The organism is Amycolatopsis magusensis (genome assembly GCF_017875555.1).
In the GTDB taxonomy this organism is placed as follows: domain Bacteria; phylum Actinomycetota; class Actinomycetes; order Mycobacteriales; family Pseudonocardiaceae; genus Amycolatopsis; species Amycolatopsis magusensis.
Genome location: NZ_JAGGMS010000001.1, coordinates 5,661,992 through 5,676,293 on the forward strand (window position 1 = coordinate 5,661,992; position 14,302 = coordinate 5,676,293).

The window sequence follows — 14,302 nt, forward strand, 5'->3', positions numbered from 1 at the left end:
GCCATGCCGGTGGCAGCTTGGTCATAACCCACCAGGAAGGCAGCGGTGACCTTCCCCATGGAAAAGGAGCAAGTTCGACTGTGCATGGCGACAGGAACCTGGATTGGGACGGCTTTTTCAACACCCGGGACCTGGGTGGCCTTCCGACCCGGGACCACAGGACGACGCGATTCGGGGCCTTCATCCGGTCAGCGGATTTGCGCTTCGTCACCCAGGCGGGTTGGCGGGCAGCGCGTGCTGCCGGGGTTCGAACCATCGTGGACCTGCGCAATGATGACGAGATCCGGCGAACTCCCGACAGTTCTCCCACGCAACTCGCAGGGTCGGCGCAGTTCGCGGCCAGTGCGGCAGACGTCCTCACGCCGCCAGGCATCGCCCGCCTCGAGGTCCCCCTCGACGACATCCACGACATGGAGTTCTGGCAGCGGGTCAACCACGAACAGCTCAACGGCAGCCCGCTCTACTACCGGCCCTTTCTCCAAGACAAGGCGCAGCGATGCGCGGTCGCGCTGACCGTCCTCGCCGAAGCCGGACCCGGAGGTGTCCTGTTCCATTGCGGAGCAGGGCGTGACCGCACCGGCATCATCGCGCTGCTGCTGTTGTCACTGGCCGGCGTCGAGCCCGAATTCATTGCTGAGGACTACGAGCTGTCCACCCACGCGCTCAAGCCGCTGTTCAGTGCCATGGGCGAACCTGACCAGGGACCGATGATCGAATCGATCCTGGCGAAACGGGGCACGACCGTCCGGGCCGCCATCCTCGCTGTCCTTGAGGAATTCGACGCCGAGACCTACCTCCTCAACGCTGGAGTCAGCGCACGCAACCTCGAAGGAATCCGCAACCGCCTGCTGGGATGACAGCCGGGTCGCCTGACAACCGGGCACCAGTGCACGGGCTTGCCGTTGGCCCGCTTGACTATCCAGGCCGGTCGCGGGGAACTTCTCTCCGCCACCTCGGGTTTCCGGCCCTCATCGGACGGGCCACGGTGGCGGCGGATGCGGCTGGTCCCGAGGAGTGGTCGGCCTGCGCGGGCGCAAGATGTACGCGTGGGCACGTACACGGTCTGCACGCCGGAGCTGCCCGGGCTTTGCGGCCGAATCGCCCGGGTTCGACGAACTCGTGGCAGGCGCGGAGCCGGACGAGGCGAGACCGTTCGTCGAGTTCTACCGCCGCTACGACCAGGTGGAGCTGTGGCTGCCGATCCGGGGGTGAGGCTCAGCGGGTCCAGACGACCGGCTTGCGCAGGGTGGTGGCGAGCGTGGCCAGCGCCCGCTTGTCGATCTTGCCGTTCGGGGTGAGGGGGAGTGCGTCGAGCTGGTGCAGGCGGTCGGGCACCATGTAGTCGGGCAGGACGCGGCTCAGGCGGTGCCGCAGGTGCGCGTGGTCGAGCCGGGTCCGGCCGACCACGAAGCCGGTGAGGCAGCCGGGCTGGTCCGGCGCGGTCACGGTGACCACGGACGCGCTGAGCACCCCGGGCAGGGCACGCAGATGCGTCTCGATCTCGCCCAGTTCCAGGCGCATGCCGCGGATCTTGACCTGGTCGTCGCGGCGGCCGATGAACTCGATCTCGCCGCTGGGCGGCAGCCGGCCGAAGTCACCGGTCAGGTACAGCTTGCCGGGGCCGAAAGGGTTGTCGCGCAACACTTTCCGGTTCAGCTCGGGGTCGTTGACGTAACCGCGGCCGACGCAGACCCCGGAGAAGGCCAGCTGACCCGCTTCGCCCGGCGGCACCTCGCGCAGCTCGCTGTCGACCAGGTGCACCCGCGTGTTCGGGATCGGGTGGCCGATCGGGACCAGATCGCCCTCGGGCAGCGAGCGCAGCACCACGTGCAGGACGTCGTCGGACAGCTCGGTGAGGCCGTAGGTGTTGAGCACCGGGATGTCCGGGAACGCGGCGAACCACCGGGCCAGCAGCGGTTTGCTCAGCGCCTCGCCGGTCGCCGAAAGAATGCGCAGCGGGCCGAGCGAGCGCGGCCGGGCTTCGAGGTAACCGAGCAGGATCTCGAGGTAGGACGGCACCAGCTGCAGCACCGAGACCCCCTGCCGCACCAGCACATCGACGAACCGCTCCGGGTCCCGCACCACCTCCGTGGGCACCAGGACCGTCCGCCCGCCGAGCAGCAGCGCGGCGAACAGTTGCCAGAGCACCACGTCGAAGGACTGCGGCGCGTGCTGGGCGAGCGCGTCCGTCCCGGTCATCCCCAGATCGGAGATCTTGGCGAGCATGTGGTTGAGCATTCCGGCGTGCTCGCACTGCGCGCCCTTCGGTGTTCCCGTCGAACCGGAGGTGAAGAACACGTAGGCCAGCTGGTCCGCGGTGACGGTGATGCCGGGATCGTCGCCGCGCCAGCGGTCGCCGGTGATGTCGCCGACGTCGAGCACTCGCGCGCCCGCGCGTTCCGCGGCTTCGCGCACCGAGCCGGTGCCCGTTCCGTCGGCCACCACGAGCCGCACGCCGGCCCCGGTCAGCATGGCCGCGATCCGGTCGGCCGGCAGGCCCGGTTCGACCGGCAGGTAGGCGCCGCCCGCCTTGAACACACCGAGGACCGCCGCGGCCCACGGCGGGGTGCGCTCGGTCGCCACGGCGACGGCGTCCTCGGCGGCGAGACCGTGGTGCAGCAGAGCCGCCGCCGCGCGGTTGGCCCGGCCGTCGAGTTCCGAGTAGGTCCAGTGCGTGTCGCCGCAGGACAGCGTGACCGCGTCGGGACGCCGCGCGGCCTGTTCGGCGATGATTTCGTGCACGCGGCGGTCCGGCAGCTCCGAGAAGGGCATGCGCGCCATGCTGTGCCGGGCCCCTATATCCCGGCGGTGCCGGTCGCAGTCTGGCGCGTATAGCGGCGCTATGGCGTGCTCGATGACGCTGACCTGCGTATCCGCGGGGAACCCGCTGCCCGCGGCGGAGGGAGTGGGCGCGTGCTGGTCATCGGACACGCGGAGGTCGAGCATCTCCTCGGCGGCGACGACGAACGAGTTCTCGATCTGGTCCGCGAGGCGTACCGGCTGCACGACACCGGCGCGTCGGCCGTGCCGCATTCGGTGTTCCTGCGGTTCCCCGGCGACGACGTCAACCGGGTGATCGGGCTGCCCGCCTTCCTCGGCGGGGCGCGGCCGGTCGCCGGGATGAAGTGGATCGCTTCGTTCCCCGGCAATCCGGCGTCCGGGCTGGAGCGCGCCAGCGCGGCCATCTTGCTCAACTCGATGGACGACGGGCACCCGGTCGCGTTGATCGAGGGCGCCCGGATCTCGGCGAAGCGGACCGCGGCGAGCGCCGCGGTGGCCGCGGAGGCACTGGCGCTCGAGCCCCCGGCCGGGGCGGCCCTGATCGGCTGCGGCGTGATCAACTTCGAGGTTTTCCGCTTCCTCACCACGGTTTTCCCCGGCCTGGCCGAACTGACCCTGTTCGACACCGACCCCGCGCGGGCCGCCCGGTTCGCCGAGCGCTGTGCGGCGGTTTTGCCCTGGATCAAGGTGCGGACCGCGGAAACGATCGGCGACGCGATGGCCGCGCACCCGCTGACCTCGATCGCGACCACGGCGAGCACCCCGCACCTGGACCTGAGCCGCTGCCGGCCCGGAGCCGTGGTGCTGCACGTCTCCCTGCGCGACCTGACCGCCGACGCGATCCTCGGTGCCCGCAACGTCGTCGACGACGCCGACCACGTCTGCCGCGAGCGCACGTCACTGCACCTCGCCGAGCAGCAAGTCGGCCACCGCGACTTCATCGACGCGCCGATCGGCGCACTGCTCCGCGGAACGGTCACCCTGGACCGGGACCCGGCCGAGGTAGTGGTTTTCTCGCCGTTCGGGCTGGGCGCGCTGGACCTGGCGCTGGCCGCGCGGGTGCACGACGAGGCCGTGCGGCAGGGGCGGGGAGCCCGGTTCGACGGCTTCCTGCCCGGCCCCGCGAACGGCACCGCGAACGGCACCGCATGACCACCGGCGAGCTGGGCGCCGAACTGCTGCGCCGGTTGACCAGGCGGACCGACCGGGCGGCGACGATCACCCCGGCCGACCGGAGCCGGCCGCTGCCGTTGTCCTACGGGCAGGCGCAGCTGTGGTTCCTCAACCGGCTGGCCCCGGACAGCGCCGAGTACCTGCTGCCGATGGCCGTCCGGCTGCGTGGTCGACTCGACGAGGCCGGGCTGGGCGCGGCGCTGGAGGGCATCGTCGCCCGGCACGAGATCCTGCGGACGCGGTACGTGCTCGACGGCACCGAGCCGGTGCAGGTGATCGACCCGCCGGGCGCGCCGGTGCTGTCCACAGTGGATGCTGCCGAGGCCGGGGAACTGGTGGCGGCGGAGGCGGCGCGCGGCTTCGACCTGGCGCGTGAGTGGCCGGTGCGGGCGAAGCTGATCAGGCTCGGCGCCGACGACCACGTGCTCGCGGTGACCTTCCACCACATCGCCGCGGACGCCTGGTCGGTCGAGCAGTTCTGGCGGGAACTCCGGGCGGCGTATGAGACTTCGCCGGTCCAGCCGCCCGAGGTCCAGTACGCGGACTTCGCGAACTGGCAGCGCGGACAGGCGAGCGGCGCCACCGGTGACCGCGATCTCGAGCACTGGCGCGAGCGGCTGGCCGGGCTGGAGCCGGTGGAACTGGGCACGGACCGGCCGCGTGCCGCGGTGCGGGAGTTCGCGGGCGCCGACGTCGAGGTGCCGTTGCCCGGCGAGCTCGGCGAGCGGATCCGGCGGCTGGCGCTGCGGCACCGGGCCACCCCGTTCATGGTGGCGCTGACCGCGTTCCAGGTGCTGCTGGCCCGGCACACGGGGGCCGCGGACATCGCGGTCGGCACGGTGCTGTCCGGCCGGGTGCTGCCCGAACTGCGGCGGATGATCGGGTACGGCATCAACAGCCTGGTCATCCGGTCGGATTGCGCGGGGGAGCGGGCGTTCGGGGAGCTGCTGGATTCCGTGCGAGCGGCGGTGCTGGACGCGCACGATCACCAGGCGGTGCCGTTCGCGCGGCTGGTCGACGAGCTGCGGCCGGAGCGCGACCTGGCCAGGACCCCGCTGTTCCAGACGGCGGTCACCGGGCACGGCGACCGCGAGCCGGAACTGGGGCTGGGCGAGCTGCGCGTGGAGCCGTTCGGCAGCGGCCAGCCGATCGCGAAGTTCGACCTGACCCTGCGCGTCTACGACGGCTCGGACGGCTCGCTCGGGCTGCTGCTGAACTACGCGACCGCGCTGTTCGACGAGCGCACCGCGCGCCGGTTCGGCAGGCACCTCGTCCGGTTGCTCGACCACGCCACCAGGGACGAGTGGTCGCCGATCGGTGCGCTGGACCTGCTCGACGCCGGCGAACTGCCGGTGGGCAGGGCGATCCCCGGGCACCAGGTCACCCGGTGCCCGCACGAGGTCTTCGAGGACCGGGCCTGCCGCACCCCGGACGCCGTCGCCGTGGTGGCGGGGGAGGAGACCCTGACCTACGCCGAACTCGACGCCCGCGCGAACCGCGTCGCCCACCACCTCCTCTCCGTGGGCGTGGGGCCGGAGACTCTGGTGGGGGTCTGCCTGCCGCGCGGGCCCGAGCTGGTGCCGGCGCTGCTCGGTGTGCTCAAGGCGGGCGCCGCCTACGTACCGCTCGACCCGGCCAACCCCGAGCGCCGGCTGGCGATGATCGCCGCCGGGCTCGATCTCGTGCTCACCGGGCCGGGCACCGGCGACCTCGGATTCCACAGTGGACGGACACTGGTGCTCGGCGAGGGGTACGGCGCCTTCCCCGACGGCAACCCGGGTGTGCCGGTCGATCCGGACCAGCTGATGTACGTGATCTACACCTCCGGCTCCACCGGCAGGCCGAACGGCGTGTGCCTGTCGCACGCCAACGCGGCCCGGCTGATGACCGCGCTGGAGCCGGAGCTGGCTCCCGGTCCGGCGGACGTGTGGACCATGGCGCACTCGTACGCCTTCGACTTCTCGGTGTTCGAGATGTGGGGTGCCCTGCTGCACGGCGGCACGCTCGTGGTGGTCCCGCCGGAGGTGACGCGCTCGCCCCGGGACCTGCTGGCGCTGCTGGTGGAACAGCGGGTCACCGTGCTCTCCCAGACGCCGTCGGCCTTCCGGACCCTGGCCGCGGCGGCCACCGGCACCGAAGCGCTCAGCCTGCGGTCGGTGGTGTTCGGCGGGGAGAAGCTCGAGGTGGCGGACCTGCGGCCGTGGGCGGACCGGTTCGGCCACGACCGGCCCGCGCTGCTGAACATGTACGGCATCACCGAAACCACCGTGCACACCACGGTGCACCGGATGACCGCCGTCGACCTCGCCGGCAGCCCGATCGGCACCGCGCTGTCCGATTTGGACGTGTACCTGCTCGACGCGGCCGGGCGGCCGGTGCCGTGGGGTGCCGCCGGGGAGATCCACGTCGCGGGTCCCGGCCTGGCGCGCGGCTATCTCGGCCGCGCCGATCTCACCGCCGCGCGCTTCGTGCCCGATCCGTTCGGCCCGCCCGGTGCACGGATGTACCGCAGCGGTGACCTGGCGCGCCGCCGCGCCCGGGGCCTGGAGTTCCTCGGCCGGGCCGACGACCAGGTGAAGGTGCGCGGCTACCGGATCGAACCCGGCGAGATCGCCGCCGCGCTGGTGGACCACCCCGGGGTGGCCGAAGCGGTGGTGGTGGTCAAGGACGGCGCACTGGTCGGTTACCACGTCGGCGGCGAGGTGCCACCCGCCGAGCTGCGCCGCCACCTCGCCGACCGGTTGCCGGAGTACATGCTGCCCGCGCGGTTCGTCGCGCTCGAGCGGCTTCCGCTGACCCCGAACGGGAAGCTCGACCACCGCGCACTGCCGGAGCCGGACGCCACGGCGGTGGCGAGCCGCGCCTACCGCGCACCGGGCACGCCCGCCGAACTGCGGATCGCCGAGGTCTGGTCGTCGGTGCTCGGCGTCTCGCCGGTCGGTGCCGACGACGGCTTCTTCGACCTCGGCGGCGACTCGATCCGGGCGGTCGCGGTGGCCGGTGCCCTGCACGCGGCCGGCTTTCGGCTCACCGTGCGGGACATCTTCGACCACCGGACGGTGGCCAGGCTCGCCGCGCACGCGGCCGGGCTCGGCCCCGCTCCGGAAACCGTGCTCGTCGCGCCGTTCGCGCTGCTGACCGACGCGGACCGGGCGCTGCTGCCGCCGGGCGTCACCGACGCCTACCCGATGTCGCAGGCGCAGACCGGCATGGTGCTGGAGATGCTCGCCGACGACGAGGTGAACTACTACCACAACGTCACCTCGCATCGGATCCGCGACGACCGCCCGGTCGACCGGAGCGCGTTGCGCGCGGCGGCGGACTTCCTGGTGCGGCGGCACGAAGTGCTGCGGACCTCGCTGCACCTGGACACCTACTCCGTGCCGATGCAACTGGTCCACGATACGGCGTCGCTCGCCTTCTCGTTCGGCGACGTGCGCGGACTCGGCGAGCCGGAACGGGACGAGGTGCTGCGGGCGACGGTGGCCGCCGAGCGGGCGTCGCTGTTCGACCTCGCCGTGCCGGGACTGCTGCGCTTCGTGGTGCACGAGACCGGTGACGACGGCTGGTGGCTGACCATCACCGAATGCCACCCGATCCTGGAGGGCTGGAGCTACCACTCGCTGCTGATGGAACTGGTGCGCGCCTACCGGGCGATCCGGGCGGACCGCGAACCACCGTCACCCGCCCGGCCCGCGGTGCGGTACGCCGATTTCATCGCGGCCGAACTGGAATCGCTGCGTTCGGCGGAGGACCGGGCCTACTGGACCTCGATCACCGAGCGGTACCGGCCGGTGCCGCTGCCGTTCGGCTGGGGCGCCGGTGGTGACGCGGTGGCACGGGCGAACTACGCCGCCTGCCGGACCTCGGACCTGGAAACCGGGCTCCGGGCGCTGGCCACCGCGGCCGACGCCTCGCTGAAGAGCGTCCTGCTCGCGGCACACCTGGCGGTGCTGAGCCTGTTCGGCGACGGGGAACCGTTCCACACCGGACTGGTCTGCGATGCCAGGCCCGAACTCCCCGGTGCGGACGAGGTCTTGGGGATGTACCTGAACACCCTGCCCTTCGCGCACGAACCCGGCGCCGCCACGTGGCGCGAACTGGTCGCGCGGGTGTTCGCGAGGGAGGTCGAGCTCTGGGCACACCGGCGGTTCCCGCGACCGGAGATCCAGCGCCTGGCCGGCGGGGGGCCACTGGTGCGCGTGCACTTCAACTACCAGGACTTCCGGCAGGTCGACGACGACCTGGTCGCCACCGACACCGGCTTGCGCACCGACAGCCGGACGGAGAACGCGCTGACCGTGGCCTCGCGCGGCGGGTACGTCGTCCTCACCGGCGATCCGCGGTACTTCGTCCAGGCCAACCTGGACGAACTGGCCGGGGTCTACCGCGCGGTCCTCGAAGCGATGGCCGCGGACCCCGACGGTGACGCCGGGACGCGGTACCTCACCGCCGAGCACCGGGACCGGTACCTCGTTTCCGTCGAACAGGTGCTGGCCGAAGCCGACGGGGTGTCCCGCGCGGCCGTGCTGGCCGAGGACGAGCACGTCGTCGGTTACGCCGTGCTCGACGACCACGACCTCAAGCCGGACGCGCTGTGGCAGCACGTCGACGAGCGCCTGCCCGCGCACCTGCGGCCGACCACGTTCATGGTGCTCGACGAACTCCCGGCGGACCGGCGCCTCCTGCCGCGCCCGGAGCACGGCACAGCGGCCCGAACCGACCACGTGGCCCCCCGCAACGCCGTCGAGCGACAGTTGGCGGAACTGTTCTGCCGGGTGCTCGGCCTCGGCGAAGTCGGGGTGCACGAGGGGTTCTACGACCTCGGCGGCGACTCGATGAGCGCCATCGCGCTGATCGGCGCGCTCCGGGCGGCCGGACTGGGCTTCGACCTCCGGGACGTGCTGAGCGGGCGTTCCGTGGCCGAGCTGGCCGAGCGGATCGGGATCGGCGAGCGGGCGCGGCCGGTGGCCCCGTTCGCGCTGCTGAGCGAGGACGATCGGGCCCGGATCCCGGCCGGGATCACCGACGCCTACCCGCTGACCCAAGGACAAGCCGGGATGGTGGTGGAGGCGCTGGCCGGTGCGGACACGCCCCGGTACCACATCGTCGGCTCGTCGCGGATCGTGGACCGGCCCCTGGTGCCGGACGCGTTGCGCCGGACCTACGAAGTGCTCATCAGCAGGCACGAAACCCTGCGCACCTCGATCGAACTGGACGCCTGCTCGGTGCCGGTGCAACTGGTGCACGCCTCGGCCGAACCGCCGGTCGGGTACACCGATCTGTCCGAGCTGGACGAAGCAGCGCAGGAACGCGCGCTGCGGGAGTTCCTGGACCACGAACGGAACACGCCGTTCGACCTGGAGCGGGCGCCGCTGTTCCGCGTCTTCGCGCACCGGTTCGGCGAGCGCGGATGGCAGCTCACGATCAGCCAGCACCACGCCGTCATGGACGGCTGGAGTTCGCGGCTGCTGGCGAAGGAACTCCTGGAGCTGTACGACCTCTTCTGCCGGGGCCAGGAGCCACCGGCGCGTGCCCCGGCACCCGCGCGGTACGCCGACGTGGTCGCCGCCGAACTGCGGGCGCTGGCCTCCGACGAGCACCGGGAGTTCTGGCAGCGGCTCGCCGGCGTGCCGAAGCTGGAACTGCCTGCCGCGTGGGGAGCGGGCGCGGCCGCGCGGCCGTACCGCGTGGATCTGTCCATCGCCGACCTCACCCCGGGACTGGAAGCGCTGGCGGCCGAGGCACGGGTCCCGGTGAAAAGCGTGGTGCTCGCCGCGCACTTCGCCGTGCTGGGCGCGCTCACCATCGCGCCTTCCTTCCACAGTGGACTCACCTTCCACGTGCGCCCCGGCCTCGACGGCGCGGACCGCGTGCACGGCATGCACCTGAACGTCCTGCCGATCGTCATCGAACGCCGGGCCGAGCCGTGGACCGGCCTGATCGCCGAGGTCGCCGCCGCCGAACTCGCCACCTGGCCACACCGGTTCTTCCCGATGGCCGCCGTCGGGCGCGAGGTGGGCGGTGAGCGCAGGCTCGTCGACGTCTACTTCAGCTACCAGGACTTCGGCCGGGTCGTCGTGGACGAGCCGGGCCGGATCGCGCCGGAGGAGAGCGTGGCGGGCAGCAACGAGTTCCCGCTCAACGTGATCGGCAACGCGAGCGGGCTTTCGCTGCGCACCAACACCGGGGCGCTCCGGCCCGCCGAGGCGCACCGCCTCGCCGAGATGTACCGGGCGGCCTTCGAGGCGATGCTCGCCGATCCCGGCGCGCGGTGGGACCTGGCCGATCTGCTGCCCGCCGGCGAACGGCACGACCTGCTGGTGCTGTGGAACAGCTCGGTAGTGGAAACCCGCCCGCCGTCCTGACTCTGGGAGACACCTGTGGTCGCACGTCACCTCATCTCCACCGACGACCTCACCGACGACGACCTGATGTCCATAGTGGACAGCGCGGTCGAGTTCGGCGAGCGCGAAGCCGATCCGCGCGGGCGGCTGCCGGGCGTGGTCGCCGGGATCTACTTCCGCAAGACCTCGACCCGCACCAGGGCGGCGTTCTCCACCGGCGCGCTGCGGCTCGGCGCGCAGCTGGTCTCCTTCGGGCCCGGCGAGTTGCAGACGAACACCGGCGAGACCAGCGAGGACACCGGGCGGGTGTTCTCCAGGATGCTGGACGTCCTGGTGGCCAGGACCGCCGAACGCGGTGCCGAGATGCGGGCGTGGGCCCAGCAGGACCGGATGTCGGTGATCAACGCGATGAGCCACGAGGAGCACCCGACCCAGGCGCTGGCCGACCTGACCACGCTGCAGCGCCAGTTCAAGCGGATCGACGACCTCCGCGTGCTCTACGTCGGCGAGGGCAACAACACCGCGGCCTCGCTGGCCCTGTCGCTGACCAGGTACCCGGGCACCTACCTGGAGCTGCGGACGCCGCCGGGCTACGGCCTGTCCGAGGACGTCAGCGCCCGCGCGACCGCGCTGGCCGCGCGCAGCGGCGCCACCGTGATCGAGCGCCACCACATGGTCGGGCTGCCGCTCAACCTCGACGCCGTCTACACCACGCGGTGGGAGACCACCGGCACGATCAAGACCGATCCGGACTGGCGCGTGCGGTTCGCCCCGTTCCAGGTGACCGGCGAACTGTGGGAGCACAGCCCCAAGGCGGTCTTCCTGCACGACCTCCCGGCGCGGCGTGGCGAGGAGGTCACCGCCGACGTGCTCGACGGGCCGATGAGCATCGCCTTCGACCAGGCGGAGAACAAGCTGCACTCGGCGATGGCGATCCTCCAGTGGTGCCGGTGACCGAGCCCGCCGGGTATTCCTACGGGCCGGAGTCGCTGCCGGAACCGGGCAGCGGCCCGTGGACCATGTGGCGGTACCGGCGGCTGCTGCCGCTCGGCGACGGCCCGATCCGGTACGCGCTGCCGGTCGGTGGCACCCCGCTGCTCGGCCCGGCCGGGTTGCGGGCCAGGCTCGGCCTGCCCCGGCTGTGGCTCAAGGACGAGACCTGGGGCCCGAGCGCGTCCAACAAGGACCGGGCCACCGCGCTGGTGATCGAAGCCGGGTTGCGCGCGGGCGCGAAGACGATCACCACCTCCTCGACCGGCAACGCGGCGCTGGCCACCGCGATCGGCGCCGCCGCGGCGGCGTTGCGGGCGGTGATCTTCGTGCCGATCGGCTGCGGCGCGGCGAAGGTCGAGCTGATGCGTGTGTTCGGCGCCGACGTGGTGCGGGTCCGGGAGGGTTACCGCGCCGCCTTCGACCTCTCACGCGAAGCGGTCGCGCGGTTCGGCTGGCTGGACCGCAACACCGGGGTGAACCCGCTGACGCTGGAGGGCAAGAAGACCGTCGCCTTCGAGATCTGGGAGCAGCTCGGTGCCGCACCGGAGGTGGTGCTGGTGCCGGTCGGGGACGGGCCGACCCTGGTCGGGCTGGCCATCGGGTTCCGCGAACTGGCCGCCTGCGGCGTGATCCCGGCACCGCCGCGGCTGATCGGGGTGCAGGCGGCAGGCTGCTGCCCGCTGGTGCACGCCTGGTCGGGCCGGGGCGGGCCGCCGCCCCCGGTGCTCGGCACCATCGCCGACGGCATCGACGTGCCCGAACCGTCGATCGGGGAGCGTGCGGTGGCCGAGGTGCGGGCCGGCGGGGGAGCGTTCGTCGCGGTCACCGACGACGAGATGGTCACCGCCATGGGGGAGCTGGCCTCCTTCGCCGGGATCGGCGCGGAAGCCGCGGGGGCGGCCGCGACCGCGGGCCTGCGGGTCGCGCTGGCACAGGGCCTGGTCGATCCCGCGGAAACCGCCGTCGCGCTGGTCACCGGGCGCGAACTGTCGGCCTCCGAGGGGATCGCGCCACCGGGACGGCTGCTGACGGTGAACGCGGACGCGCCGGGACTCTGGGCCGAGCTGGCCGCACTGGGCGAAGCGCGCGCGGTCGCGCGCTGAGCGCGCCAGATCGCTGTACAAGCTTGTACAAGATTCCCGGTTCGGCGCCCGTCGTCGTTGCACACTTTCGCGGGGGCCAGCCGAACAGGAGAACCGACCCGTATGAGGTTTCAGCTGCTGGGGCCCGTCGAAGTGCGTGACGACGCGAACCGCGTGGTCGAGCTCAGCGCGTGCAAGATGCGGACCGTGCTCGCGGTGCTGCTGCTCGCGCGCAACCGCGTGGTCTCCGACGGGCACATCGCCGAAATGCTGTGGGGGGACCAGCCGCCGGCGACCGCCGCGGCGCAGATCCAGACCTACGTCTCGAGGCTGCGGCAGCGGCTCGGGCCGGGCGTGCCGATCAGCAGGCAGCTGCCCGGCTACCTGCTGCAGATCGAACCCGGGCGCCTCGACCTGGCCGAGTTCGAGCGGTTGGCCGCCCGCGGCCGGGAAGAGGCGGAGAGCGGGCGCTGGACCGAGGCCGCGGCGAGCCTGCGCGAGGCGCTCGCGAGGTGGCGGATGCCGTGCCTGACCGGGGTGACCGAACCGCTCAGCGCCGCCCGGCGACCGGCGCTGGAGGAGGCGCGGATGTCGGTGCTGGAGGACCGCATCGAGGCCGACCTCGCACTCGGCCGCCCGGCCGAGCTGGTGCCGGAACTGGCCGGGCTGGTCACCGCGCACCCGTTGCGGGAACGGCTGCGCGGGCAGCTGATGCAGGCACTGGCCGGCAGCGGGCGGCAGGCGGACGCGCTGGCGTCCTACCAGAGCTACCGGCACCTGCTGGCCGAGGAGCTCGGCATCGGCCCCGGTCCCGAACTGCGTGACCTGCACCAGCACATCCTGCTGGCGCACCCGGTCCCCGAGACACCCGCCGAGGCCCAGCCACGGCTGGGCGCCTGGCTGCCCCCGGATCTGGCCGACTTCACCGGCCGCGAAACCGAACTCGGCCGGATCCTCGACCTGCTGCGGCCCGCCGACACCCAGCTGGGCAGGCGGGTCGGCTGCGTGGTCGCCGGAATGGCCGGGGTCGGCAAGTCCGCGCTGGCGATGCACGCCGCGCACCGGCTGCGGGAGGAGTACCCGGACGGGCAGGTGTACGTCGAAGCGGGTGAACGCAGCTCGTTCGAGCTGCTCGGTGACCTGCTGGCCGCGCTGGAGGGCGGGGTGTCCGGCGTACCGGACGGCCTGGACGAGCGCGTGCGGCGCTACCGGGCGGTGCTGGTGGACAGACGGGTGCTCGTCGTGCTCGACAACGTGGCCGACGAGCAGCAGATCCGCCCGTTGCTGCCGGACACCCCGCGCTGCGGGGCCCTGGTGACCAGCCGCACCCGGCTCGCCGCCATCGAGGGCGTGCCGGTGGTGGACCTCGGCGTGCTGGACACCGAACCGGCCGTGCGGTTCCTGGAGAAGGTCATCGGTGCCGCCCGGGTCGAGGCCGAAGCCGGCGTCGCGCGGGACATCGTGCGCTACTGCGGTGGGCTGCCGCTCGCCGTGCGGATCGCGGGCGGGCGGCTGGTGGCCAAACCGCACTGGCGCCTCGCCGTGCTCGCCGAGCGGCTCCGGCTCCCGGACCGCAGGCTGGACGAACTCCGCCAGGCGGATCTGGAAGTCCGTGGCGCCATCGAGCGCACCCTGCTCGGCGTCGACGAGGAGAGCCGCTCGGCGTTCCGCGTGCTCGGTGGCATCGACGCGCCCGGATTCTCCGTCGACACCGCCGCCAGCGCGCTGGGCGTGCCGGTGGCTTCCGCGCACGACCTCGTGGAGAACCTGCTCGACGCCCGGCTGCTCGAAGTGAACTGCTCGCCGGACGGGCAGGCCGTCCGCTACCACTTCCACGAGCTGGTCCGGGTGGTCGCCAGGGACGCCATCCCGCTGATCCCGGCCGCCAGGGTCGCGACCGGCTGAGCCGGCCGGGAAACGCCCGCC

General features: G+C 72.5%; 7 protein-coding genes. 6 read left to right on the forward strand and 1 reads right to left on the reverse strand.

Features of this window, described 5'->3' with window-relative positions; all coding sequences use genetic code 11:
* Positions 1–80 precede the first annotated feature (80 nt).
* Positions 81–857 (forward strand): tyrosine-protein phosphatase, encoded by a 777-nt coding sequence (locus JOM49_RS25390; protein WP_308158861.1) that lies wholly within the window; start codon positions 81–83, stop codon positions 855–857.
* Between the two features lie 358 nt (positions 858–1,215).
* On the opposite strand, the gene JOM49_RS25395 is transcribed toward JOM49_RS25390, so the two are convergent.
* Positions 1,216–2,772, reverse strand: a complete 1,557-nt coding sequence (locus JOM49_RS25395; protein ID WP_209666741.1) for an amino acid adenylation domain-containing protein — start codon at positions 2,770–2,772, stop codon at positions 1,216–1,218.
* Positions 2,773–2,913: 141 nt separating this feature from the next.
* Between JOM49_RS25395 and sbnB the strand changes: the two genes are divergently transcribed.
* The 5 genes from sbnB to JOM49_RS25420 all read left to right on the forward strand — a co-directional run bounded on the left by sbnB (position 2,914) and on the right by JOM49_RS25420 (position 14,281).
* The gene (gene sbnB, locus JOM49_RS25400) at positions 2,914–3,933 is read left to right on the forward strand and encodes a 2,3-diaminopropionate biosynthesis protein SbnB (protein WP_209666742.1); all 1,020 of its coding nucleotides are present in this window, start codon (positions 2,914–2,916) and stop codon (positions 3,931–3,933) included.
* Entirely contained in the window at positions 3,930–10,322 is a 6,393-nt protein-coding gene (locus JOM49_RS25405) for a non-ribosomal peptide synthetase (protein ID WP_209666743.1), read from the forward strand. Before sbnB ends, JOM49_RS25405 begins: the two co-directional genes overlap by 4 nt.
* 15 nt (positions 10,323–10,337) lie before the next feature.
* The gene (locus JOM49_RS25410) at positions 10,338–11,255 is read left to right on the forward strand and encodes an ornithine carbamoyltransferase (RefSeq protein ID WP_209666744.1); all 918 of its coding nucleotides are present in this window, start codon (positions 10,338–10,340) and stop codon (positions 11,253–11,255) included.
* Positions 11,246–12,397: a threonine synthase gene (locus JOM49_RS25415; protein WP_308158862.1), complete on the forward strand. Its 1,152-nt coding sequence runs from the start codon at positions 11,246–11,248 to the stop codon at positions 12,395–12,397. The genes JOM49_RS25410 and JOM49_RS25415 overlap by 10 nt, the downstream gene beginning before the upstream one ends.
* 102 nt (positions 12,398–12,499) lie before the next feature.
* On the forward strand, positions 12,500–14,281 hold the full coding sequence (locus tag JOM49_RS25420) for an AfsR/SARP family transcriptional regulator (RefSeq protein WP_209666745.1): 1,782 nt from the start codon (positions 12,500–12,502) through the stop codon (positions 14,279–14,281).
* Positions 14,282–14,302 lie beyond the last annotated feature (21 nt).

Bases quoted from the DNA above. Each gene is read 5' to 3' on its own strand.
- JOM49_RS25395 (WP_209666741.1), bottom strand. From the start codon at position 2,772: ATGCCCTTCTCGGAGCTGCCGGACCGCCGCGTGCACGAAATCATCGCC.
- JOM49_RS25405 (WP_209666743.1), top strand. From the start codon at position 3,930: ATGACCACCGGCGAGCTGGGCGCCGAACTGCTGCGCCGGTTGACCAGG.
- JOM49_RS25420 (WP_209666745.1), top strand. From the start codon at position 12,500: ATGAGGTTTCAGCTGCTGGGGCCCGTCGAAGTGCGTGACGACGCGAAC.